The sequence below is a fragment of the Marinobacter sp. ST-43 genome (assembly GCF_030541085.1).
Taxonomy (GTDB): domain Bacteria; phylum Pseudomonadota; class Gammaproteobacteria; order Pseudomonadales; family Oleiphilaceae; genus Marinobacter; species Marinobacter nauticus.
Genome location: NZ_JASSVO010000001.1, coordinates 778,491 through 802,062 on the forward strand (window position 1 = coordinate 778,491; position 23,572 = coordinate 802,062).

The 23,572-nt window shown below is 57.4% G+C and carries 19 protein-coding genes; 7 read left to right on the plus strand and 12 right to left on the minus strand.

All coding sequences use genetic code 11. The features are described from left to right. Window positions 1-103: 103 nt before the first annotated feature. From flgA to QPL98_RS03715, 3 genes are all read left to right on the plus strand, one after another. On the plus strand, window positions 104-805 hold the full coding sequence (gene flgA / locus QPL98_RS03705; protein WP_226374319.1) for a flagellar basal body P-ring formation chaperone FlgA: 702 nt from the start codon (window positions 104-106) through the stop codon (window positions 803-805). 127 nt (window positions 806-932) lie between these two features. After that, window positions 933-1,259, plus strand: coding sequence for a flagellar biosynthesis anti-sigma factor FlgM (flgM, locus tag QPL98_RS03710; RefSeq protein ID WP_011784682.1), 327 nt, complete (start codon window positions 933-935; stop codon window positions 1,257-1,259). 7 nt (window positions 1,260-1,266) lie between these two features. After that, the gene (locus QPL98_RS03715; RefSeq protein WP_303292699.1) at window positions 1,267-1,737 is read left to right on the plus strand and encodes a flagella synthesis protein FlgN; all 471 of its coding nucleotides are present in this window, start codon (window positions 1,267-1,269) and stop codon (window positions 1,735-1,737) included. Window positions 1,738-1,808: 71 nt separating this feature from the next. On the opposite strand, the gene QPL98_RS03720 is transcribed toward QPL98_RS03715, so the two are convergent. Then, window positions 1,809-2,552 carry a pilus assembly protein PilB gene (locus QPL98_RS03720; RefSeq protein ID WP_303292700.1) on the minus strand — a complete coding sequence of 248 codons (744 nt, stop codon included), beginning with the start codon at window positions 2,550-2,552 and terminating at the stop codon, window positions 1,809-1,811. A 204-nt stretch (window positions 2,553-2,756) separates the two neighbouring features. On the opposite strand from QPL98_RS03720, the gene QPL98_RS03725 reads away from it, so the two are divergent. The 3 genes from QPL98_RS03725 to QPL98_RS03735 all read left to right on the plus strand — a co-directional run bounded on the left by QPL98_RS03725 (window position 2,757) and on the right by QPL98_RS03735 (window position 6,000). Continuing rightward, window positions 2,757-3,365: a peptidylprolyl isomerase gene (locus QPL98_RS03725; RefSeq protein WP_303292701.1), complete on the plus strand. Its 609-nt coding sequence runs from the start codon at window positions 2,757-2,759 to the stop codon at window positions 3,363-3,365. A 5-nt stretch (window positions 3,366-3,370) separates the two neighbouring features. Then, on the plus strand, window positions 3,371-5,266 hold the full coding sequence (gene mnmC, locus QPL98_RS03730; protein ID WP_303292702.1) for a bifunctional tRNA (5-methylaminomethyl-2-thiouridine)(34)-methyltransferase MnmD/FAD-dependent 5-carboxymethylaminomethyl-2-thiouridine(34) oxidoreductase MnmC: 1,896 nt from the start codon (window positions 3,371-3,373) through the stop codon (window positions 5,264-5,266). A gap of 89 nt (window positions 5,267-5,355) precedes the next feature. Continuing rightward, entirely contained in the window at window positions 5,356-6,000 is a 645-nt protein-coding gene (locus QPL98_RS03735) for a CBS domain-containing protein (protein WP_014421707.1), read from the plus strand. A gap of 27 nt (window positions 6,001-6,027) precedes the next feature. On the opposite strand, the gene QPL98_RS03740 is transcribed toward QPL98_RS03735, so the two are convergent. From QPL98_RS03740 to QPL98_RS03760, 5 genes are all read right to left on the minus strand, one after another. Continuing rightward, window positions 6,028-8,766 (minus strand): hypothetical protein, encoded by a 2,739-nt coding sequence (locus QPL98_RS03740; protein WP_303292703.1) that lies wholly within the window; start codon window positions 8,764-8,766, stop codon window positions 6,028-6,030. Between the two features lie 147 nt (window positions 8,767-8,913). Then, window positions 8,914-10,950 carry an NAD-dependent DNA ligase LigA gene (gene ligA, locus QPL98_RS03745; protein WP_303292704.1) on the minus strand — a complete coding sequence of 679 codons (2,037 nt, stop codon included), beginning with the start codon at window positions 10,948-10,950 and terminating at the stop codon, window positions 8,914-8,916. Window positions 10,951-10,974: 24 nt separating this feature from the next. Next, the gene (zipA, locus tag QPL98_RS03750; protein WP_153740163.1) at window positions 10,975-11,991 is read right to left on the minus strand and encodes a cell division protein ZipA; all 1,017 of its coding nucleotides are present in this window, start codon (window positions 11,989-11,991) and stop codon (window positions 10,975-10,977) included. 130 nt (window positions 11,992-12,121) lie between these two features. After that, a complete protein-coding gene (gene smc / locus QPL98_RS03755) occupies window positions 12,122-15,613 on the minus strand; it encodes a chromosome segregation protein SMC (RefSeq protein ID WP_153740164.1) in 3,492 nt (1,163 codons plus the stop codon). Between the two features lies 1 nt (window position 15,614). After that, on the minus strand, window positions 15,615-16,295 hold the full coding sequence (locus tag QPL98_RS03760; protein WP_278350001.1) for a GntR family transcriptional regulator: 681 nt from the start codon (window positions 16,293-16,295) through the stop codon (window positions 15,615-15,617). 272 nt (window positions 16,296-16,567) lie between these two features. Here QPL98_RS03760 and QPL98_RS03765 point away from each other — a divergent pair, with 272 nt between their 5' ends. Then, window positions 16,568-17,494, plus strand: a complete 927-nt coding sequence (locus QPL98_RS03765) for a GGDEF domain-containing protein (protein ID WP_022992465.1) — start codon at window positions 16,568-16,570, stop codon at window positions 17,492-17,494. A 9-nt stretch (window positions 17,495-17,503) separates the two neighbouring features. Here the strand turns inward: QPL98_RS03765 and rluB are convergent, their stop codons facing one another. The 6 genes from rluB to sucC form a co-directional block, all read right to left on the minus strand. After that, window positions 17,504-18,490 carry a 23S rRNA pseudouridine(2605) synthase RluB gene (rluB, locus tag QPL98_RS03770; RefSeq protein WP_153740166.1) on the minus strand — a complete coding sequence of 329 codons (987 nt, stop codon included), beginning with the start codon at window positions 18,488-18,490 and terminating at the stop codon, window positions 17,504-17,506. 41 nt (window positions 18,491-18,531) lie between these two features. Further along, window positions 18,532-19,197, minus strand: coding sequence for an SMC-Scp complex subunit ScpB (scpB, locus tag QPL98_RS03775; protein ID WP_011784669.1), 666 nt, complete (start codon window positions 19,195-19,197; stop codon window positions 18,532-18,534). A 16-nt stretch (window positions 19,198-19,213) separates the two neighbouring features. Next, entirely contained in the window at window positions 19,214-20,041 is an 828-nt protein-coding gene (locus tag QPL98_RS03780) for a ScpA family protein (RefSeq protein WP_011784668.1), read from the minus strand. 37 nt (window positions 20,042-20,078) lie between these two features. Further along, on the minus strand, window positions 20,079-21,293 hold the full coding sequence (locus QPL98_RS03785; protein WP_011784667.1) for a tryptophan--tRNA ligase: 1,215 nt from the start codon (window positions 21,291-21,293) through the stop codon (window positions 20,079-20,081). Between the two features lie 195 nt (window positions 21,294-21,488). Then, window positions 21,489-22,361 (minus strand): succinate--CoA ligase subunit alpha, encoded by an 873-nt coding sequence (gene sucD / locus QPL98_RS03790; RefSeq protein ID WP_011784666.1) that lies wholly within the window; start codon window positions 22,359-22,361, stop codon window positions 21,489-21,491. Continuing rightward, the gene (sucC, locus tag QPL98_RS03795; RefSeq protein WP_011784665.1) at window positions 22,361-23,527 is read right to left on the minus strand and encodes an ADP-forming succinate--CoA ligase subunit beta; all 1,167 of its coding nucleotides are present in this window, start codon (window positions 23,525-23,527) and stop codon (window positions 22,361-22,363) included. The genes sucD and sucC overlap by 1 nt, the downstream gene beginning before the upstream one ends. Between the last annotated feature and the right edge of the window lie 45 nt (window positions 23,528-23,572).

Consider the following 23,572-nt stretch of genomic DNA (forward strand, 5'->3'; position numbering starts at 1 on the left):
GACGCCTGCAAACCTGTTAAGGGTTAACGGCCCGACAACCCGAATCCTTAACGTGTTTCGACAAAATCCACAGATACAGACAGCATAGGACAAACCGGTGCGTATGCGAATCATCTTTTTGGCTGCATTGTGTCTATCACTGAGCCCAATCACTCTGTCTTCAGAGAGAACCAGTGCTGAAGCCATCCGTGACGCTGCCCAGACGTTCCTGGCAGAGTGGTCCAGAACCCTTGCTGCCGATGGCTACACGAGCCGCTACGAAGTTGGCGCTATCGACAGCCGCATCGCCCTTGCTGCCTGCAACCAGGGGCTGAACGCCGAGTTTGCGGGCGATCCGCTACAGACCACCAGCCCGTCGGTCCTGGTTTCCTGCAGTGGTGAGCGACCCTGGAGAATGTACGTTACCACCAGCGTCGAGGTTCATGGCCCCGCCCTGATAGCAGCCCGTCCCCTGGCGCGCGGAGAGCGCCTGACGCCGGATCTGGTCACCGTAAATTCGGTGCAGATCAATGCCAGTCGTCGCGGCGTACTCACCCGCAAAGAGTCCGTTTCAGGCATGATGATGCGCCGCCCGGTGAACGCCGGCACGGTAATGACCCCGGATCTCCTTGAAGCTCCCAACGCGATTGAGCGGGGTGACCATGTTATTATCACCGCGCGCTCAGGCTCATTTTCGGTATCATCTCGCGGTAAGGCACTGGCGAGCGCGGGCGTTGGAGAACAGGTACTGGTGGAAAATCTCCGCTCGTCCCGGACAGTCAAAGCTCGTGCCGTTGGACCCGGGCGGGTCGAAATTCCGATGTAAGGCGGCAAACAGCAAGAGCGGCAAATGTTTTCCGTTTTGTAACTAAAGTATGGCGCGGATTTGCCGTTAAGCAGATATAAACCCGAATACGCCACTTTCGTGTGGCCCCAGGCAAGCAGGTATTGATATGTCAGTTGACTTAAATGGAATTGGCCCCGGCCAGGTCAACACCACGCGCACGACGGCCGACAAAGCCTCAGGCAATCAAACGTCACAGGCGCCCACAGGCGAGCAAGCCAAGGCCCAGAGCCCCGCTGCCCGTGGCGAAAACGTGAATCTGAGCAATCAGGCGAAAAACCTGAAGCAACTTGAGCAGAAGCTGGGGGACTACCCCGAAATGGACGATGACCGCATCGAACAGATTCGTTCTGCTCTTGAGAACGGCACCTACAAGGTAGATGCCCAGAAACTGGCCCAGAAAATGCTTGAGATGGATAAAAGCATTTTCGGGTGAGTAAAGCATGACTGCACATGAACAGTTGAAAGCGATTCTTCAGGAAGATATCCGCCAGCTTGAGTTGCTGGCGGAAGTACTCCACCAGGAAAAATCCGTGCTCTCCTCTGCGGATATCCAACCCCTCCAGGAAATGACCAGCCGGAAAAAACAGATTCTTGAAGGCATACGCGACCGCGCCAAAAAGAAGATTCACCTGCTGGTGAATATGGGCTACAAGCCCAATGCCGGAGAGCCATCACGCTTCATTCGCGCCGCTGGTATGGATGAGCTGTACCAACTCTGGAAAGAAGCCGACACCCGTTTGCGCGAATGCCAGGCCGTGAATCAGAACAACGGCCGAATTCTTGGCCACCTGCAAAAGCGCCTGTCACGCCTTACCGACATCTTCCGAGGTGCTTCCGCCCAGCAGAAGCTCTATGGTGCCAAAGGCCAGCAGACCAACGTCTCAAGCACCAATATTCTGGCCAGCGCCTGATACACCCATCGCTCACAGACAACGAAATGCCCGGAGATCTTCCGGGCATTTTTCGTTTCAGGGCAAGGTCTTCAACGCGTATAGATGGTCATCTGGGAATCCGGGTGAAAGCGGATATCGCGAATGCTGACATTGCCCATGGGTGGAGTCTGGCCGCCCATCACGCGAATATTATCCATCCGGATTTCCTCGATACGCTCGGGAAATGCCAGCCTCAGGCCTCCGTCTTCCTGTAGCGAGTAGCGAGGCTCTGAGTCCCGGTAATGCACACCCGTAATTGTAAGCTCGGAATCCAGAAAGCTGAGCACCGGCACGAATACATTTGCCGCCAGTCTGATCCCTTCCACCACATCGACATCGGGAGATTCTCCTGAGAGATCGTCCCGGGCGCTGGCGGGCATGGAAGACACGGCCTCCAGGCGCTCCATCAGGCCAATACCGCTTTGTGCAGACACCCCTGACATTTCCTCTTCCGAGAGGGGTGTGAGTCCGCTCCGCTCGTAGAGTTCGCCCGCTCCGGCGCCTATCTGCGCTGCATTGGTGTTGCTAGACGCCAGTGACACCAAGGGCTGAAATGGCAAGGTGACCATGGTGACAAGCGCTGCTGCATTGCGGTAACGCGACTGATGCTTGAGTACGCGGTGGAGTTCCCTCTCTGAGATCCAGCCGGCAGCAATTAACACCTCACCGAGGCGCTGCCCGGTCTCCCGTTGAGCCCGAAGCCCCTCTTCCAGCTGACCCTCAGACAGGTAGCCACGATTGATCAAAAGCCGGCCAAGCCGGGATTTCTCTTCAAAACCCTGACGGATTCTCACCAGATTCCTCCTGCAGTATCAGTGATCACCGTACAACCCGGCCCGGTATTCAACAGTCAAGTGAAGCGTAGCCCACAACCTCTGAGCGTGCTGTTCTGATTTACCCTTAATGGCGTAATGATCTGTTAAGATCTGCACAAACTACGTAATAACCGGATTATCTCAGTATTCTGGTCACCACCTGTAACAGAGAGCTGCCTTGAAATGACAAATCCCGTAAAACTCGTCCCGATTGTGATGTCTGTCCTGTTTGCCTTCGTTGCCACTCTGCTGACCACCTCACCAGCCGTGGCGCAAAACGAGGAACCGGCACTTCCTGAGGTCCGTTTTGTCACGACAGAGGGCTCTTTCGTGCTTCAGCTTCGGCCCGATGTTGCGCCCAAAACCGTGGAAAACTTTCTGGCTTACGTAAACAGCGGTTTTTACGATGGCACCATCTTTCACCGAGTGATTCCCGGCTTCATGGTTCAGGCCGGCGGATTCGATGAGAACCTGGGGCGTAAACAGACCCGAGCTCCCATCGTGAACGAAGCTACCCGCACTCTGCCCAATCTCCGAGGCACCATCGCCATGGCCCGAACCAATGCACCGGATTCTGCCACCAGCCAGTTTTTCATCAATGTGGCCAACAATGATTTCCTGAACGCCGGAGTTCGGGGCCCGGGCTATGCGGTTTTCGGAAAGGTGACCGAGGGCATGGGTGTGATTGATCGTATCGCAGGAGTCCAGACCGGCTACCAGCGCGGAATGGCCGATGTTCCCGTGAGCCCGGTCATTATCGAGTCCGCCGAAGAAATCACAAAAGACAACTGAGTTCCATGATCACCGACCTTCGTCCGCCAGCAATGGAACCGGCGGAGCTGATATGGCAAGACGGAGTGCCTGAATCAGCCCGCTTTGGCGACGTCTACTTCAGCCGAGATGACGGCCTGGCCGAGACCCGTTACGTGTTCATCGAAAGAAATGGACTACCCGGGCGCTTCGCCGAACTCGACAGGAACAGCCACTTTGTGATCGCCGAGACAGGTTTCGGCACCGGGCTCAACTTCCTGGCAACCTGGGCCGAGTGGCTGGCTCAACGGCCTGACGATCAAGACCACGCAATTCTTCACTTCATCTCGGTGGAGCGCTACCCCCTGGCTCTGGCTGATCTGGAAAAGGCCCTGGAGAGCTGGCCGGGGCTGCAGCCCCTGGCACGGGAGCTGATTGACAACTACCCACCACTGATCAAAGGCACTCACCGCCTTGTACTTGGAGGCGGCGCGATCAGGCTTACCCTCTGTTTTGGCGATGTACTGGACGCCTGGAACGAACTGGAATTCGTGGCCGACGCCTGGTTCCTTGATGGATTTGCGCCGTCGCTGAACCCGGACATGTGGCTTGAAAAAGCCATTCATCAGATCCGGGCTCACAGCCAGCCCGGCACCACCCTGGCCACCTTCACCTCGGTCGGCAGGGTTCGTCGTGCGCTGGCAGATGAAGGCTTTGAGATGGCTAAAGTTCCCGGCTTCGGGCGCAAGCGGGAAATGCTGACCGGCAGACTGCCAACGTCGAAAGAGGTCACTGCCCCCACTGTCGGAACTGACCCCATCGTCATCATTGGCGCCGGGATCGCCGGTGCCGCTCTGGCCCGCAACCTGGCGGAACGGGGCGTTCCGGTGGTGCTTGCCGACCAGGCCTGTGGCCCCGGTGCAGGAGCTTCCGGTAATGACCAGGGCGCCCTGTATGTAAAACTCGGTGTCGAGTACAACGACCAGACAGAGCTCGCAGCCACCGCGCTTTGCTTCAGTCAGCGCTTCTACCAACGCTGGCAGGGCGAGTTCTGGTACCCATGCGGGTTGCTGCAGCTCGCAGCCACAGACCAGGAGCAGGATCGCCAAAAGCGGTTTCTGGAACGCAGCAGCTACCCCGAAAGCCTGCTGGCTGCCGTATCACCCACAGAAGCTAGTCGTATTGCCGGCATACCGGTCCAGTGCGAAGGGCTATGGTTTCCGGGTTCCGGGTGGTTACAACCGGCCCGTGCGTGCAAAACGCTGATTGAGCACCCGCTCATCCGCACGATTTTCGGATTCAAGGCCGATACGCTGAGGTGGACAGACAGCCACTGGGTCATTCAGGCCAGTGACGGGAGATCTCTCAGAGCCGCAAAGGTTGTGGTTGCTGCCGGCCATGAAAGCACTGCCCTCGCGCCTGTACCTGAGGGTCAGTCGCTGCGCCTCAAGCCCATTCGCGGACAGGTCACTCGTATACCCGCAGACGGCTGCCGGTTTCCAGACGTAGTCATTTGTGGCACCAAATACCTGAACCCCGCTTATGACGGCAGTGCCATAACCGGTGCCACATTTGATCTTCGCGACGATAACCCCGAACCAACGCCCGAGGGACATCAGGAAAACCTGGACCAGCTTCGGGAACTGCTGCCCTCCATAAACATCTCAGAGCACATACAGGCAGAACACCTGGAAGGACGCGTCGCATTCCGCTGCGCCACACACGACTATCAGCCGGTGGCAGGTCCGTGCCCCGACAACAATGAGATATCCCGGACCGGCGTGTATCTGCTCACCGGTTTCGGCAGCAAAGGCCTGGTGTGGGCTCCCCTGCTGGCGGAATATCTGGCCGACCGGATCTGCCAGCAACCGGCCTGCCTGAATACCCGGCTCGCCCGTCGTGTGGAAACGGGACGCCTTTACCGGAACCAACTAACCGTATAGTAATAAACTTGAGCTATAGCGAACGGTCCGGCGGCCGATAAACCTTCATAAGGTGGCAGTAAAGGGGAAATCCCCGGAGAGGTGGAACCATGTCCATTTTCGTCAGTGAACCCGGACGCCCGATCGGGACCCGGTTACCCGAAGCGTTCCGAAGTCGCCGGGTGGGCGATGTCACCGAGCTGTCGGAGTCTGCGTCCATTTCTGCCGAACACAGCGAGGCTACCGACGCCGAGTTTCAGCAGGCCGTGCACAGCGGCGGCGGTGGTAGCAGCTTCCGGGCACTTCAGGAGTATGGTGCCGCTGCTGCGGGCGAACGTCGGGAGGAAAGGGTTTACCTGCCCGTCGCCGACATCAGCTCGCCAGCTCAGTTTTCGGTTCCTGCTTCTGCCACCGTCGCAGAGGCACTGGAGACCATGGAAGAACACGGCGTTCACCATCTGGTCGTGCTCTCGGATAACAATGTCGCAGGCCTGATCGACCTGCGATGGCTTCTTTCGTGGATTCACGAGAACAGTTCGGAAGCTTTGAACCAAAGCCTGATTCACATTGAACTTCCGGCTTTTCTGACTGCATCTCCCGAAACCGATGCCCATCAACTGGCACGCCTGATGCTCGCTCACCGGCTGAATGCGGCCCTGGTCATCAATGCTGCCGGACAACCCGCCGGCGTGGTCACCAGCACCGACTACCTGAAGCTCTATGCCAATGCGGGGCGACAGGAAGGGGCAGTCTGACCCACCCCGGACCTGCAACCCGGAGGATTACGGCGTTATCGGTGTCAGTAACTCACCTTCCGGGCTGAAAACAAGCAGCATCCTTTCGCCATTTCGGTTTACCAACGCCACCACTTCATCGTCGCGGTAATTCTCCAGATCGAGAATGTCCAGACCTTCGAATGCCAGTTGCCTACGCCAGTTGCGGAAGGCTACGCCAGATTCGGATGTATCCACTCTCGCCAGGATACTCTCTGTGCCAGTCACCGGCGCCGCCTGGCCTTCAACAAAGCTCCCGTTGGTATTGCCCGACACCACAATATCACCGTCAAACCGGACACCACTGGTCAGGAATTCGTTGGATAGATCGCCCGCATCATCAACGGTGTACGCGCTCAGAGGTTCGCCTGACGTATTGAATCCCAAAACAAAGCCGGCCCGATTATCCAACCGCGAGCGAATAATCTCATCCTCCGCATTTTCGGTACCGGCATCCTCTGGCTGAGCTTCACGGAATCGGTAGCTATAGGGTGCGTCGCCGACCAGCACCACCCCGGCACCACCATACAGACCGTCCCCGAGCGATTCAGAACTGTCTTCACCCACCTGATACACGGTCGGTGACGCTCCGGTGTTGCCATTGAAGAAATACGGGCCAACATTTCCGAGGCCATCAAGCGTCATTGGCGAAGCCCCGAACAGCAGAGCCAGCGAGCCTTGTGAGCTACCACCGACCACCGTCTCATCACCTGATGAGCCAACCTGCCGTGTCCAGGCCAGGGTCGGCTCCAGAGCCCCTGCGTTCTCCGCCGTATCAATGCGGGCCAGGAAACTGTCGGTGCCGCCCAGGTAGGCATCGGTATTCCAGGCACCGAGGGTTTCGCCGCCCACCAAAACATAACCAGTGGTGCCGTTAATGCCCACCCATCGCACCGAATCGTCCGCCGGCGTGCCAATTCTGAAGATATTGTTTCCGGTCCAGCTCGGAAGATAGTTCCCCGAAGCACCGTCATAATGGAACAGGGCCGTTACCGCATCAGACCCGCCAACGGGAGCACCCGGTTCTGCCTGGTCAGAGCTAAAAGCAACGGCAATTTCATAACGATTCACACGGTTATTGTTTTCAGTGACCGTTCGTACACCAACGTCCAGGAATACGTCTGAAGGTTGCAGCGCTATCGCCGGGTCTGTCACCTCAACAATCTGCAGCTCCGTACCCGCCTGATCATAAATGCGGACCTGGACCTGATTGTTCCCTGGAAGGTAACCAGCAACAAACACCCGGCCCTCATGGCCCAGCGACACATCCGTTGCCATAAAGCCATCACTCCAGACCAGCGGTTCAATCAGACGGTTCAGGTTCAGCCTCAGCAGTGTTTCAGACTCGCCCCTCGCATATCCGGCCCGGCCAGCCTGGTAATTTACATCGACGCCAATAGGCGCTGCGTTGTCGTCCAATTCATCCTGAAGATTGTTGTAAACAAGCGCACGCACACCAAAGGTGATTTCATCCTGCTCCAGCGGGAATACCAGCTCCTCAATTGGGTCGTAGGTACCCTGAGCATTCTTCTCAACAATCTCGAAAGTCTCGTCCTCGACAACACCGGTCAGCTCACCAATTCTTGTCAGCTTGGCTCTGAACAGGGTTTTACGGTCACCCGTGAGAATGGCGCGATACTCACGAGTCGTCTCGGTATTGATCGTATCGCGACTACCACCATTGACGGTTTCTATGCTGAGTAGCGGCTCGTTATCCTCAATTGAAAGGTTGGCCTTGACCTCAACGCTACCATTGCCCAGGGAGGCAATGCCCTGGCGTACTTCGGTCAGAACCATGGTCGCCACTTCTGTTGGCTCGGGAATCAGGTCGTCAACCACTTCAAAGGGAATGTAGCACTCGGTAAGACCGGGCTTCAGTGTCACAACACCGCCGGTTATCGTATTGCCAGTCGTGTCATATTCGACGTATTCGAGGGGGTTACCCTCTTTATCAACGGGGTGATTCAGTTCGTCGCTGAGCGCAACAAGGTCTTCGCCGATAATAATCGCACCGGTGTTGGCGCGGCTATATTTGCAGTCCTGATGGGCGGGATCAGTTTCGTCATTGTCACAGGCAGTTGGGTCGAAATCAGAACGCAGCTCAAAGGCGATTTTGACTTCGGTAACGGAGGGTTGATCCAGATTTACTTTTACATACGCGCGCTTGGTTGGGTAGGTGACTGACTCAGTTCCATCCGGCGCGCCCTCATCCGTGAACTTCTGGAGCTCGTAAGAATAGGAACCGGCATCCAGCTCAGGCACCGCACACCGCTCTTCCGACTCATCTTCAGACGCCTGACTTTCACCTTCTTTCAGGTTGGCTCCGTCGAGGGTAATTACGTTTCGCTTGACTTCAATATCAAACGGCTGAAAACCCGCCATGCGGCCGTCCGTGGTGACTATCTCGATATTCTCGGTCTGGCCAAGATCAGCTTCACCCCGGTTGCCCCCGGATAACCCAGGCACACCGCGCATGATAATACCCTGACGGGCCTTATTGCTGGTGTCTTCCAGCGCAAGCCAGGATGGCGCATTGGTCAGGGAGTAATCGAGAATGCTTTCGCCGCCATAGGCGCCCCAGTTGTAGTAATACTCGACCCCCAGATAGGCGGTGGTTGGCGGGGCCCCCAACAAGGTGGGCTGGTCAGGATCTTTTTCGGTCTTGCAGCCGGTCGCTGCCAGGGCAATCAGGGCAACACCAAGGAGGCGGCCCGAGGCGGTTGAGCGGGAGAACAAATCGGCGCGCATGCAAAAATCCGTTTCATGACGTTATTGTTATGGCCGTGCCCGGGTGCCTGGCACCCGGTTTACACACCGTTACAGATCAACGCCATGGTAGCCAATTTGAATCCGGAGCGACCTGCGCGAGTTCTCAGATTCTTTGGCCAGCTGCCCTCAGGCCTCCAGACCATGCTCCCGTAGCAGGTTGGCCAGCCCTTCCTCGTCCAACACAGGCACCCCCAGCTGCTCGGCTTTGGCCAGTTTAGAGCCGGCGGCCTCGCCTGCGACAACGCAGGCGGTTTTTTTGGAGACACTACCAGCAACCCTGGCACCGAGCTGCTCAAGCTTTTCCTTGGCCTGATCCCGTGTCATGCCTGAGAGAGTGCCGGTCAATACCCAGGTCTGACCATTGAGGGGCTGTTCATCCGCCGAAAGCACCTGCTCTTCCTGCCAGGTGACACCTGCCTCTTTCAGAGCCGCCAGTGTTTCCTGATTGTGGGGCTGATCAAAGAAGCTCCGGATATGACCGGCCACAATAGGCCCGACATCAGGCACCGTCTGGAGAGACTCTTCATCCGCTTCGGAAATCGCTTCCAGCGTGCCGAAATGGGCTGCCAGGCCCTTGGCGGTGGCCTCACCCACTTCACGAATACCAAGTGCATAAAGGAACCGCCAAAGCACCGGTTCACGGGAGCGATCGATGGCGGCAATAAGATTTGCCGCAGATTTGTCGCCCATACGCTCCAGACTTGCGATCTGGAATTTCGTCAGCCGGTAAAGATCCGCCACGGTGCTGACCATACCTTCGTCCACCAACATCTCGATCAAGCGGTCCCCAAGGCCCTCAATATCCATGGCTTTCCGGGAGGCATAATGCCGGATCGCTTCCTTGCGCTGAGCCGGGCAATAGAGACCGCCCGAACACCGCGCAACGGCTTCTCCTTCAATCTGGACAATATCCGAGCCACAGACCGGGCAGTGCTCGGGCATTTCAACCATCGGCGCCTTGGCCGGGCGCTTTTCGGGCACCACCTTCACTACCTGCGGGATAACATCGCCGGCCCGGCGAATGAACACCGTATCGCCGATATGAACGTCCAGGCGTCGGATCTCATCCATATTGTGCAGGGTTGCATTTGACACAGTCACGCCGCCGACAAACACCGGCTTCAGGCGGGCTACCGGGGTTACTGCTCCAGTTCGGCCCACCTGGAATTCCACATCTTCAATGATCGTCAGCTCTTCCTGGGCCGGAAACTTGTGGGCGATCGCCCAACGCGGGGCGCGCGAAACAAAACCCAACTCCTGCTGAAGATCGAGACGGTTTACCTTGAACACAATGCCATCGATTTCATAGGGCAAGCTGTCGCGCTTGGCCATCAATTCGTTGTAGGCATCCAGACAGGCTTCCACGCCCTCGGCCTTGCGCATTTCCGGATTGATCCGGAACCCCCAGTCCCTGACAAGCTGCAAACTGTCCCAATGAGTTTCAGGCAGTACACTTTCATCAGTTACCGCCATACTGTAGGCACACAGTTCCAATGGGCGCCTGGCGGTTACCGTCGATTTCTTCTGGCGCAGGCTTCCGGCAGCAGCGTTGCGGGGATTTACAAAGGTCTTCTCGCCCTGCTCTGCCAGGCGCTCATTCAGCTTCTCGAAACCGGCACGGGGCATGTACACCTCGCCGCGGACCTCAACAAGATCCGGGTATCCCGAGCCACGCAGCTTGAGAGGTACCGACGGAATGGTGCGAATATTGGCGGTGATATCTTCGCCGGTATAGCCGTCACCCCGGGTCGCGGCACGGGTTAATGTACCGTTTTCGTAGTGCAGACTGACGGCGAGACCGTCCAGCTTGGGCTCACAGACATACTCAATGGCCCCGTCCTCTCCCAACCGGTCACGAACCCGACGGTCAAAATCCCGGAGTTCGTCCTCACTGAAGGCATTATCCAGCGACAGCATCGGCAGGCGATGGGTAACTTCCTCGAAACTGGTCTCAGCGCTGCTGCCTACCCGGCGGGTCGGCGAATCCTCTGTCGCCAGTTCCGGGTGTTCGGCTTCCAGCTTCTGCAACTCCCGAAACAACCGATCGTACTCGGCGTCGGGGATCCTGGGGTCGTCCTGAACGTAATAGTAATAATTGTGGTCTTCGAGAGTAGCGCGCAGAGAGTCCACGCGCTTCCGGATAGTTTCGGGAACGTTGGTCATCGGTTCTGGGGTCCGGACAGGCTGCTAGGCTCGCTGGGAGCGTTGTTTGCGTTCAAACTCACGAATGCGCTGACGACAGTGCTCAATGGTTTGCGGCGTCATTACGCTTCGGCGCTCATCTTTCAGTTCGCCACCAAGGTTTCGGACTACGCACTGGGCAGTTTCAAGCATGAATTCGAAGGCCTGCAACGCATTGGTGGGCCCCGGCAGGCTCATGAAGAAACTGATACCGGGAGTACTGAGGCCCGCCATGTCCTGCGGGCGGAAGGTACCCGGCTCCACGGCATTGGCCACACTGAATTGCACAGGCGTGGTAGTGTCCTCGGATTCATGGCGGTGGTAAATGTCCATATCGCCATGCTCCAGGCCGCAGGCCTCAAACAGGCTCTTGAGCTTGCTGCCCTGGAACTGCTCGCCGCTGCGGGCCAACACGTTGATCACCAGCACTTCCCTGGCCTCCGGGCGATTGGCTCCAGCCAGTGGCTGGTTCTTCCGCGGCTTGAGGGGCGTTCGCCGGGCGGTATCTTCCTCAACTTCGGTAGTAACCACCAGCGGCTCTTCCGCTCGGGGTTCGGGTTCGGCTTTGGCCTTTTCAGGCCGGGTGGGCCTGGTTTTCGGTTTATCCGCTTCTGGTTCCGGAGTGCTGGTTTCCTCGGGATCAAGGGACTCGGGTTCTTCTATTTCCGGTTTCACAACCCTGGGCGGACTCAGGATGCCGTCATCCTCATCGTCGTCCCGGGCGCTCCAGCCGGATTCCGGGGTTACATCGTCTTCTTGATCAGCACTTACGGGCGCGGACATATCGCGCTTCAGATAGCCCCGGTCTTCCAGTGTCGAACGGGAAACCGTGCGGGCGCCGCCATTGGGCAATTCCGGGTTGAAGTCATCATCCAGCGGGGAATCCTTGAGCTCGTCTGCGCCCATACCAGACGAAATGGCCATGGATTCCTTCCGGGCACGCCGCATACGGCGCACACCGTCAATCACAATTCCAATAATAACCAGGGTACCTATGGCAATTAACCATTCCCTAAGTGACATAATGCTGCTGTCCTGTTTGCAGTTTGGAACGTTGCTACTCTAAGAAAAGCCCGTAATGAATACAACGCACACCGGGCCCAGATGGCGTTATTGTCATGGTTGGCGAGCATTTCGCCAACCTTTGCGCGCATCAGGCTTCCGCCAGTGCGGCGGCTTCATCCACATCCACAGACACCAGCCGCGAACAGCCTGGCTCATGCATGGTGACCCCCATCAACTGATCCGCCATCTCCATGGCGATCTTGTTATGGGTAATGTAGATGAACTGAACCTGTTTCGACATTTCCTTGACCATATTCGCGTAGCGGCCCACGTTGGCGTCATCCAGCGGCGCGTCTACTTCGTCCAGCATACAGAACGGCGCAGGATTGAGCTGGAAAATCGAGAACACAAGCGCGATGGCCGTCAGCGCCTTCTCACCCCCTGACAACAGGTGAATGGTGCTGTTCTTCTTGCCCGGCGGCCTGGCCATAATGGCCACGCCAGTTTCCAGCAGGTCTTCCCCGGTTAACTCAAGATAGGCATTGCCACCACCGAATACTTTCGGGAACAGGGCCTGCAGGCCGCCATTCACCTGATCGAAAGTCTCCTTGAAGCGCTGCCGGGTTTCCCGGTCAATCTTCCGGATGGCATTGTCCAGGGTTTCCAGCGCTTCCATCAGGTCGTTGTGCTGTTCGTCCAGGTAGGTCTTGCGTTCGCTTTGTACCTGATACTCTTCAATGGCCGCGAGGTTAATTGCTCCCAGGCGCTGAATACGGTTACCGATTTTCTCCAGCTCTTCGGCCCAGACCTTTTCTTCAGCATCCTCTGGCAGCTGTTCGAGCACTTCCTGGAGCTTAACGTTGAGTTCCTTGAGCTGCTCAATATGGTTGCCGGACCGAATTTCCAGGGCCTGGGATTCCATCTTCAGTTTTTCCAGTCGAGCCCGGATTTCCTGAACCTGATGTTCGGTTCGGCTCCGCCCCTGTTCACGATCACGAACCTGTCGATCAATCTCTTCCAGGGCATCCCGGGCGGCACTGAGCTTTTCTTCTTCCGCCAGTCGTCGTTCCAGCAAGCCTTCAAGTTGCAACTGGAGATCCTCAATAGGCTCCTCGGCACTTTCCCGGGATTCCCGAAGGACATCCAGTCGCTCTTCAAGCCGTTCTTTCTGCATCTGCATCCGGTCGATGGTTTGCTGCAGTCCGTCGCGCTGGCTCTGGAGCGTCTGCAACTGAAGTTGCAACTGATGAGCGTGATCACGATCGTGCCGGGCTTCCTGGCGCAGGCGGTCGAGGTTTTCCCGAAGAGAATCCCGTTGCTCCAGCAACTGCTCTTTCTCTTCATCGCTGTCCTCGCTGGATGCAAGTGCGATGTCCCACTCTTCACGGGCTTCCTGAAGGTTGGCCTGCTGCTCTTCCAGAGCCAGGTCTACGTCTGCAATGTCTTCCCCGATCCGGGACAGCCGGGCGTCAATCTGTTCTGCCCTGGCTTTCAGGCCGCTGGCACGGGATGCCAAAGCACCAAGCTCCCGCTCAATGTCACTGTGGCGTGCCTGGGCCTCGTCCCGTGCGGTTTCCGCACGTTCAGCCTTTTCTTGCAGCTGCTCGAGTTGCTCGGTTGCCTGCTCCAGCCTGGCTTCCGCTTCCGCGAGCTTTGCCTGTAATTCCGCCACTTTTTTCTGCCGCTCAATCACACCGACCTGAGCGGTGTCAGAGTCAGGCATCAGCAACCAGTCCCGGGACAGCCAGACACCGTCCCGGGTGATGATGCTCTCACCGGGCGCCAGTCCAGCGCGGTTGGCCATGGCTTCGGGAAGGGTATCGGCAGCGTGAACCGCAGAAAGCAGTTGGCTGATCCCTGCGACACCGCTTACCTTGGCCGCCAAACCATTGGTTGAAGGCGAGGCTGCACCGTCACTGACCACGGCAAAACCTTTGGGTGCCGATTCCAGCGCCGTAGCCAGCTGATCAAACTCCGGCAATGTGAGGCCCTGAGTGAAGCGGCCAATGACCTGCTCCACGGCAAACTCCCAGCCGTCCTCAATCGACAATTTCGCAGCAAGTCGCGGCGCGTCGGTCAGCCCCTGATCGGCCAGCCAGGCTTGCAAGGCATCGTCGCCTGCGCCCATTTGTTCGTCCAGAAGTGCCTGCTGGGACTCCAGCGTGGCTTTAAGGCTCTGAACCGTCTGGCGATATTCCGATGAACTCTGTTCGGCTTCGCGCAGCGTCTGTCGGCTGGAATACACCTGATCCTGCAATTGCTGAATACGCTCTGAGGCTTCTTCCCTTTTCAGTTCCAGGGTTTCCTGTTCTTCCAGCAGTTGCTCCAGCTCCGAGCGGTCCAGTTGCCCGTCCAGAAGCGCCTGCTCGTCCCTCAGTTTCTGTTGTCGGGCTTTAAGCTGTTCTATGGCGTCCTCAAGAGAGCGGATGCGGGATTGTGCCAGTTCGGCCTGGCGGCGGGCATCTGAGGAACGGGTACTGAATTCGTCCCAGCGGTGCTGCCAGTCACTCATGGCCTCCTCTGCCTGCTGGAGCTTCTCGGCCGATTCCTCTGAACGTATCGTCAGGGCCTCCTGCTCGGGCTCGATCATGTCGAGCTCCTCCTGGAGAGAGGCCAGTTTTTCTTCATCCTGCTCCAGTTCGCGGCCTAACTCACGCTGGTTGGCCATGGCCTGGTCCAGCTCCGCCGCAGTCTGTCGGCTGCGCTCGCGCTGGTGTTCCAGGCTTTGCTCAATACGGGCGATGTCGGCCCCGGCCTCATAGTACCGGGCCTGGGCCCGGTTGAAGTGCTCGGTCCGTTCATGGTGGTCTTCCCGGAGCGATTCCAGGGAAGTTTCCAGGTTCACCCTTTCGGTCAGAAACTTTTCAAGTTCCAGCTCGGTATCGCGGATTTTACCGCGCCAGGTCTGAAGATCGTCATCCAGGGCTTTCCAGCGCAACACCGTCAGCTCGGCTTTCTTTTCGCGCTCTTCCTGTTTGTAGGCTTTGTATTTTTCCGCAGCTGCCGCCTGTCGTTCCAGGTGCTGCAGCTGACGGCCAAGCTCTTCGCGAAGGTCTGTCAGCCGCTCCAGGTTCTCCTGGGTGCGACGAATGCGGTTCTCGGTTTCCCGCCTCCGTTCTTTGTACTTGGAAATGCCCGCCGCTTCCTCGATGTACACCCGCAATTCCTCGGGTTTCGCCTCAATCAGCCGGGAAATCATGCCCTGCTCGATGATGGCATAACTGCGAGGCCCGAGACCGGTGCCGAGGAACAGATCGGTGATGTCGCGGCGTCGGCATTTGGAACCGTTCAGGAAATATTCAGACTGCCCTTCACGGGATACCCGGCGTTTCACTGAAATTTCATTGAACTTCACAAACTCGCCAGGCGCGGAACCGTCGCTGTTGTCAAAAACAAGTTCAATAGACGCTTGCCCCACCGGCTTGCGGGCACTGGAACCGTTGAAGATAACGTCGGTCATCGATTCGCCACGCAGGTACTTCGCGGAACTTTCACCCATTACCCAGCGAACAGCATCGATAATATTGGACTTGCCACAGCCGTTAGGGCCCACCACCGCGGTCATGTTGGAGGGGAAAGGCACCGTAGTGGGATCAACGAAGGATTTGAATCCCGCGAGCTTGATGGATTTCAGCCGCATATCAGGCGGTCTCCTCCGTGAGAATGCTCAGAACCTGGTGGCGCTGATGCTCGCCAAAGTCCTGAATAACCCGCTGCAGACGCTCGGAATCACCCTCAACGGCAGCATCGGCCAGACGACGGAAGAAGGTACCGGTTTCTGCGATCTCGCTCCGGAAATGATCCAGCGCCACGTAATAGGTCCGGCTGATGGCGGGACGGAAGTTTTCCAGGGTTTCCTCAAGAAAGGGATTGTCAACCAGACGGTAGGCATACTGCATGACCCCGAACCCCGCTTCAATAACCCGCTCAGCGGCATCGGGCGCATTGGAGTTGAGGGCATCAATAACCGCCTGCATTTCATTAACCTGCCCCATCATGCCGCCGAGCTGTTCACCTGGCCAACGCTCCAGCACCTTGCGAGCCAACATGCACAACAGATCGATGTAAATATCGTAAAGGGCATTCACCGAGCCTATCGTCAGTTCCGACACCACCGCCCCGCGCCGGGGATAGATCTCAACCAGATGACGCCGCTCCAGAATCAGCAGAGCCTCACGCACGGAGCCGCGGCTGACATTCAGATCGCCGGCGACCTTGAGCTCCTGAATTCGCTCTCCCGGCTTGAGATCGCGAACAACAATGCGCTGCCCCAGATGCTGGGCAATTTGTTCGGATAGGCTTTCCGGTGCCTGAAATCTCATAAATCGACAGCTCGCTTGGTACATTCAAGCGCAGGAGTTTATCACAGGCTTTTGGCAGCCCCACCCCTTTGTCCGACATTTCGATTGCACGTCTTCAGAACCGGCAACCCGCTGCCGGAATTTTGACAACCAGGCAAATATTATCTGCCAGTTTATGGAATCGACTTTAACAGGAGGCGCTTTTCTGTTGTTTTTATTGGCTTTTTATCTTATGGCATTTTTTCTGCTTATTGGTACAGCAAATCACTTTGTCACCAGCAGAGCGTCCTACTGTGAAAAACCTGACATCGATCCGGCCAAACACTTCCCGCCCCGCGCGGCTTGCCGCTTTGAAGCAGTCGTTCCAGGACTGGAACAACACCTCCGATGTCATGGCCCGGCTGGCCAGACGCCTGAGCACCACTCTCTCCCTCGAGGCGCAACTGTCGATTCTGGCGGAGGAGATGACAGACATGGTGCCTTTCGACTCCCTCAATTACAGGCACCGCATCGCCCGTCAGGACTTCGTTTTTTCCACTGGCATGGGTGGGCCCCATCGCTGCGAGTACCGTCTCTCTCTGGAAGGTCACCAGTATGGCACTCTGACGTTACACCGTCGCCAGCGATTCAGCGAAGAGGAACTGACGGGTATCGAGATGATGCTCTCCGGTGCGATCTGCCATATTCGCAATGCCTGCCAGTTCATTGCCATCGAACAGACCGCACTGACGGATTCCCTGACAGGCATTGGCAACAAACGGGCACTGGATGAGGCGCTCCAGCGCGCCAGCGCCATGGCGGACAGACACGGCGCCCCCTGGAGCCTGATCCTGTGCGATCTGGATCACTTCAAACTGATTAACGACAACCACGGCCACGTGGTTGGCGACCACATTCTCGCTCGCACCGCAGAAAAGCTTGAGCAGGCCCTGCGTAATTCCGACACGGTCTATCGCTTTGGTGGCGAGGAGTTTGCCATTCTCCTGCCTCATACCAACGAGCAGGAAGCCCGTGACGTAGCAGATCGAATTCGGGCTGCCATTGAAAGCATTCGAGTGGACGGCGGTGAAACACCTCTGACGGTTACCGCCAGTTGCGGTGTGGCGATGCATCTGACGGATGAACAGCCCGAGCAATGGCTTGCCCGGGCCGACGAAGCACTCTACCGGGCCAAGGCGGCCGGCAGAAACTGCACGCGGGTATTCGCAAGTATTTCCTGAAGAGAGGTCTCAGCGTGCTCGCTTTCCGCCCTTGCCTGCAGATGGCTTCCCGCGGGAATCTGACCGGGCTTTTGGCGGCGCACCATCGGCGACTTGCCAGCTTCCACCTTTACGCGTCCGTTGCAGCGATTTGCCAGGACTCTTGCGACGTTTGCGATCATGGGCAGCCTGCTCTCCCGGAGTTTTCTGGGGTACAGCAACGCTGCCGAGCCCGACGGCACGGCTCAGCGCATCAACACCCTTCTGATCCAGCTCTTCCCAACGGCCCATGGTCAACCGGCTGGGCAGGAAGATCGGTCCATACCGTACCCGCTTGAGACGGCTCACCCGAACGCCCTGAGATTCCCAAAGGCGACGCACCTCCCGGTTGCGACCTTCCAGCAAGGTTACGTGGAACCACTGGTTCATACCTTTGCCACCCGCCGGGCTGATATCGGTAAACTTGGCCATGCCGTCTTCAAGCAGCACACCTTCCTTCAGGCGCTCAATCATGGCGTCATCCACTTCACCGAATACCCGAACCGCGTATTCCCGGTCAATCTGACTGGAGGGATGCATCAAGCGATTCGCCAACTCACCGTCAGTGGTAAACAACACCAGACCGGTAGTGTTGATATCCAGACGCCCAATGGAGATCCAGCGCTGGTCCTTGAGCCGCGGCAGGCGGTCAAACACCGTGGGCCGCCCTTCCGGGTCTTTCCGGCTGGTCACCTCACCTTCCGGCTTGTTGTAAATCAGCACCCGACGCACAACTTCGGCAGCTGAACTCACGTCCAGCAGCTTGCCATCAAGCTCAAAACGATCAGAAGTGGAAGCCTTCTGGCCAGGCTGAACCGGAACGCCATTGACCAGCAGTCGACCGGCCTCTATCCAGCCTTCCACTTCCCGCCGGGAGCCAACGCCGGCGCGGGCAAGCAGCTTCTGCACCCGCTCGGGGCCTGCACTTAGAGACTGATCGCTACGGGCTGTTTTGTTTTCGGGGCCTTTTGCCGCCATAAGGGTAGATATCCTTGATATACGGGGCTGAAACCTGGGTTTCAGTGAAGTGTCTGATCCGATTCAGGCGCCTGGGACTCCGAGTCAGAGTCCGGACTGGCACCGGAACCATCAGGAGAGTCGAATTTGATCTCTCCCTGCATGTTCTGCTCTATTTCCCGACCGATTTCCTCAAGGTCACGCACCTCAGAAAGCGGAGGCAGTTCATCCAGCCCGGTCAGGTTGAAATAATCGAGGAACTGGCGTGTGGTGGCATACATGGCAGGCCGCCCAGGGACATCCCGATGACCGACCACGCGCACCCACTCTCGCTCAAGCAGTGTTCGAATGATATTGCTGCTTACCGTAACACCACGAATATCCTCGATCTCGCCACGGGTGATGGGCTGACGATAGGCAATCAGGGCCAGAGTTTCGAGAAGCGCCCGGGAATAACGCTGGGGCTTTTCCTCATACAGCCGACCAACCCATGGCGCAAACTCTTCCCTGACCTGCAATCGGTACCCGCTGGCAACCTTACTAAGCTCGAAGCCGCGGCCTTCGCAGGATTGCTCCAGCATCATCAGCGCATGCTCCATCACCTGCCGGGCCGGGCGCTCATCTTCGCCAAACAGCTCGCGCAGCTGCTCCAGAGACAACGGCTTGCCGGCCGCCAACAGTGCCGCCTCCGCAATAGCCTGAATACGGGCCAGATGTTCTTCGTTCATAGTGTCACTCGATCCTTCAGCTTGCCGCCCGCGCCCTGACATGAATGGGGCCGAGCACTTCCGCCTGAACGATTTCAATCAGCTGTTCTTTCACCAGTTCCAGTGTGGCAAGAAAGGTGACCACCACGCCAAGCCGGCCCTCTTCAAGGGTAAACAGGCTCTCGAATGTTACGAACCGGTCGCCCTGCAGCACAGACAGAATGTGGGACATCCGCTCCCTTGTCGATAACCGCTCTTTCTCGACATGGTGGCTGGTAAACAGATCCGCCCTCTGCAAAACACCCTGCAACGCCAGTAACAGCTCCTTCATATCAACGTCCGGATGGGGTTGCGATGACGGAAGCTTGGGTAAAGCAGCGGAAGCCGGATAGGTATCCCGTTCCATGCGCGGGATCTCATCGATATCCTCCGCAGCCTTCTTGAAGCGTTCGTACTGCTGCAGCCGCCGAATCAGCTCTGCCCGGGGGTCAATATCGTCTTCATCGTCACTCTCCTGGCGGGGTAGCAACATACGGGATTTAATCTCCGCCAGGGTCGCAGCCATCACCAGATATTCAGCTGCCAGTTCGAATCGCATCGCTTCCACCGCACCAATGTAATCCATGTACTGGCGGGTGATTTCACTGACATCAATATCGAGGATATTCATGTTCTGGCGGCGAATGAGGTACAGAAGCAAATCCAGTGGCCCCTCAAAGGCCTCCAGAAATACCGCGAGGGCATCCGGCGGGATGTAAAGATCCTTGGGGATGTCCACCAGGGGTTTGCCGGATACGAGCGCCAGCGGCACCTGTTCCGGTGTCGTTGCCTGCGCTTCTTCCGGCTCCCTGGTGTCTTCGGTCATGCCTTTGCCAGCCTTTGACGTTATTGGCGGTCAGGAATCAGCGGTAGCTGAGCCCCATCGCTGCACGGACTTCTTCCAGGGTATCACGTGCGGCATCGCGCGCATGCTCTCGCCCTTCCTGCAGAATGGAATGCACCAGATCCGGATTGCTCTCGTATTCCCGGGCACGCTCATGCAAGGGCTTCTGTTCCTCGATGATGGCATCGATCAGCGGCTTTTTGCAGTCCAGGCAGCCAATACCGGCGCTGCGGCAGCCTTCCTGTACCCACTGGCAGGTCTGCTCGTCCGAGTAGACTTTGTGCATACCCCAGACCGGGCACTTCTCCGGCTCGCCCGGGTCTGTCCGGCGCACCCGCTGCGGGTCGGTTTGCATGGTCCGGATCTTTTGCGCAACACTGTCCGGATCTTCACGCAAGCCAATGTAATTGTTGTAGGACTTGGACATCTTCTGTCCGTCCAGCCCCGGCATCTTGGATTCCGGCGTCAGCAACGGCTGCGGCTCCGGCAGTATCACCTTGCCGCCGCCTTCAATGAAACCGTATAACCGCTCGCGGTCACCCAGCGAAATGTTCTGCTGTTCTTTCAGCAGGGCCCGTGCGGTCTCAAGCGCCTCAAAATCGCCTTCTTCCTGATACCGTTTTTTCAGGTTGCGATAGAGTTTCGCGTTCTTTTTGCCCATCTTGACGATAGCGGCCTCGGCCTGCTCTTCAAAACCGGGCTCGCGACCATAGATGTGGTTAAACCGGCGGGCGATTTCGCGGGTAATCTCAACGTGGGATACCTGATCAGCACCAACCGGCACCTTGCCGGCACGATACATCAGGATATCCGCAGTCTGGAGCAACGGGTAACCGAGAAAACCGTAGGTGGCCAGATCCTTTTCCCGCAGCTTTTCCTGCTGATCCTTGTAGGTAGGAATACGTTCCAGCCAGCCCAGGGGCGTGATCATAGACAACAACAGGTGCAGCTCGGCGTGTTCCGGAACCTGGGACTGGATAAACATGGTGGACGAGCCCGGATTAACACCAGCCGCCAGCCAGTCGATGACCATATCCCATACGCTTTGCTCAATGCCTGAGGGATCATCGTATTGCGTGGTCAGGGCGTGCCAGTCCGCCACAAAGAAGAAGCACTCATACTCGTGCTGGAGCTTGACCCAGTTTTTCAGCACACCATGGTAGTGGCCGAGGTGCAGCTTGCCGGTCGGACGCATGCCGGACAACACTCTTTGCTGGGAATCGACAGAACTCAAAGCACGAACTCCTTCTTTCTGTTTATAGAGCGCCGGAGATCAGCGCCTAAACCGGCCGCTGAAATCAGGCTGACCGGGCATTATAGTCTTTACACTCGCCGGCGTTAAGCAATGCGGCACAAAACCGAGGCTCTATAACGCAAAACCCCCGGAATTCTCGCGAATCCGGGGGTTTTGGTGAAGCTCAGGGCTGCTTTACCAGCCAGTCACTTCCTTCAGGGCCTTGCCGATTTCGGCCAGGCTGCGCACGGTTTTAACACCGGCGTCTTCCAGGGCAGCAAACTTCTCGTCCGCCGTACCCTTACCACCAGAGATGATGGCGCCAGCATGGCCCATACGCTTGCCCGGAGGTGCAGTGACACCGGCAATGTAGGAAACCACCGGCTTGGTGACGTTCTCTTTGATGAACGCAGCCGCTTCTTCCTCAGCGGTACCACCGATCTCACCAATCATGACGATGGCTTCGGTTTCCGGATCTTCCTGCAGCAGCTTCAGAATGTCGATGAAGTTGGAGCCAGGAATCGGGTCGCCACCGATACCGATACAGGTGGACTGACCGTAGCCGAAGTCCGTGGTCTGCTTGACCGCTTCGTAGGTCAGGGTGCCGGAACGGGACACGATACCAACCTTACCCTTCTTGTGGATATGGCCAGGCATGATGCCGATCTTGCACTCGTCCGGAGTGATCACGCCCGGGCAGTTCGGGCCGATCATGCGAACGCCTTTACGATCAACGTATTCTTTGGCGTACAGCATGTCGATGGTCGGAATACCTTCAGTGATACAAACGATCAGCTGAATACCGGCGTCGGCCGCTTCGATGATGGCGTCTTTACAGAACGGAGCCGGAACGTAAATGACGGTCGCTTCAGCGCCGGTCTTTTCTACCGCTTCACGTACGGTGTTGAACACCGGCAGACCCAGATGCTCAGTGCCGCCCTTACCGGGGCTGACACCACCTACCATCTTGGTGCCATAAGCGATGGCCTGCTCAGAGTGGAAGGTACCCTGTGCGCCGGTAAAGCCCTGGCAGATAACCTTGGTGTCTTTGTTGATCAGGATGCTCATTATTTACCCCCTGCGGCTTTAACGACTTGCTCTGCGGCGTCCGCCAGGCTGGTGGCGGCGATGATGTTCAGGCCACTTTCGGCGAGTACCTTGGTACCCAGCTCCGCGTTGTTGCCTTCCAGACGAACCACAACAGGCACTTTAACGCCGACTTCTTTAACCGCACCGATGATGCCCTCTGCGATCATGTCGCAGCGAACAATGCCACCGAAGATGTTAACCAGAACGGCCTGTACCGCGTCGTCAGACAGGATGATCTTGAACGCTTCGGATACGCGCTCTTTGGTTGCGCCGCCGCCTACGTCCAGGAAGTTGGCAGGCTGGCCGCCGGACAGCTTGATGATGTCCATGGTACCCATGGCCAGGCCAGCACCGTTAACCATGCAGCCGATGTTGCCTTCCAGCGCAACATAGTTGAGCTCCCACTTGGCCGCTTCCGCTTCCCGGGAATCTTCCTGGGAGGGATCGTGCATCTCGTGGATTTTCTTCTGACGGTACAGTGCGTTGCCGTCTACACCTACTTTGGCGTCGAGGCAGTGCAGGTCACCAGCCGGGGTGATCACCAGCGGGTTGATCTCAACCAGAGCCAGGTCGCACTCTTCAAACAGTTTGGCCAGGCCCAGGAAAATCTTGGTGAACTGACCGATCTGCTTGCCTTCCAGGCCCAGCTTGAATGCCAGTTCGCGACCCTGGTACGGCTGAGCGCCGACCAGCGGATCAATTTCGGCTTTCAGGATCTTTTCCGGAGTTTCTTCGGCAACCTTCTCGATTTCCACGCCACCTTCAGTGGAGGCCATGAAAACGATACGACGGGAACCACGGTCTACCACAGCGCCCAGGTAAAGTTCCTGATCGATGTCGGTGAGGGATTCAACCAGAATCTTGCTGACTGGCTGGCCGTTTTCGTCGGTCTGGTAGGTAACCAGGTTCTTACCCAGCCACTTTTCGGCGAATTCACGGATCTCTTCTTTGCTCTTGACCAGCTTTACACCGCCGGCCTTGCCGCGACCACCGGCGTGAACCTGGGCTTTCACTACCCAGCCGTCACCGCCGATTTCGTCTGCCGCTGCTACGGCTTCCTTGGGAGTATCGCAGGCAATGCCTTTGGATACGGGCAGGCCGTACTCAGCGAACAGCTGCTTGCCCTGATATTCGTGCAAATTCATAGTTAATGTCCCGTCTATTGATGGAGGATAACCACGTACGGAAAT

Excerpts from the sequence above, each read along its gene's own strand:
- smc (WP_153740164.1), bottom strand. The coding sequence starts at position 15,613 with ATGCGGCTGAAATCCATCAAGCTCGCGGGATTCAAATCCTTCGTTGAT.
- scpB (WP_011784669.1), bottom strand. The coding sequence starts at position 19,197 with ATGAACGAAGAACATCTGGCCCGTATTCAGGCTATTGCGGAGGCGGCA.
- ligA (WP_303292704.1), bottom strand. The coding sequence starts at position 10,950 with ATGACCAACGTTCCCGAAACTATCCGGAAGCGCGTGGACTCTCTGCGC.
- zipA (WP_153740163.1), bottom strand. The coding sequence starts at position 11,991 with ATGTCACTTAGGGAATGGTTAATTGCCATAGGTACCCTGGTTATTATT.
- QPL98_RS03760 (WP_278350001.1), bottom strand. The coding sequence starts at position 16,295 with ATGAGATTTCAGGCACCGGAAAGCCTATCCGAACAAATTGCCCAGCAT.
- rluB (WP_153740166.1), bottom strand. The coding sequence starts at position 18,490 with ATGGCGGCAAAAGGCCCCGAAAACAAAACAGCCCGTAGCGATCAGTCT.
- flgA (WP_226374319.1), top strand. The coding sequence starts at position 104 with ATGCGAATCATCTTTTTGGCTGCATTGTGTCTATCACTGAGCCCAATC.
- QPL98_RS03780 (WP_011784668.1), bottom strand. The coding sequence starts at position 20,041 with ATGACCGAAGACACCAGGGAGCCGGAAGAAGCGCAGGCAACGACACCG.
- QPL98_RS03735 (WP_014421707.1), top strand. The coding sequence starts at position 5,356 with ATGTCCATTTTCGTCAGTGAACCCGGACGCCCGATCGGGACCCGGTTA.
- QPL98_RS03725 (WP_303292701.1), top strand. The coding sequence starts at position 2,757 with ATGACAAATCCCGTAAAACTCGTCCCGATTGTGATGTCTGTCCTGTTT.
- flgM (WP_011784682.1), top strand. The coding sequence starts at position 933 with ATGTCAGTTGACTTAAATGGAATTGGCCCCGGCCAGGTCAACACCACG.
- QPL98_RS03715 (WP_303292699.1), top strand. The coding sequence starts at position 1,267 with ATGACTGCACATGAACAGTTGAAAGCGATTCTTCAGGAAGATATCCGC.
- QPL98_RS03740 (WP_303292703.1), bottom strand. The coding sequence starts at position 8,766 with ATGCGCGCCGATTTGTTCTCCCGCTCAACCGCCTCGGGCCGCCTCCTT.
- sucC (WP_011784665.1), bottom strand. The coding sequence starts at position 23,527 with ATGAATTTGCACGAATATCAGGGCAAGCAGCTGTTCGCTGAGTACGGC.
- mnmC (WP_303292702.1), top strand. The coding sequence starts at position 3,371 with ATGATCACCGACCTTCGTCCGCCAGCAATGGAACCGGCGGAGCTGATA.
- sucD (WP_011784666.1), bottom strand. The coding sequence starts at position 22,361 with ATGAGCATCCTGATCAACAAAGACACCAAGGTTATCTGCCAGGGCTTT.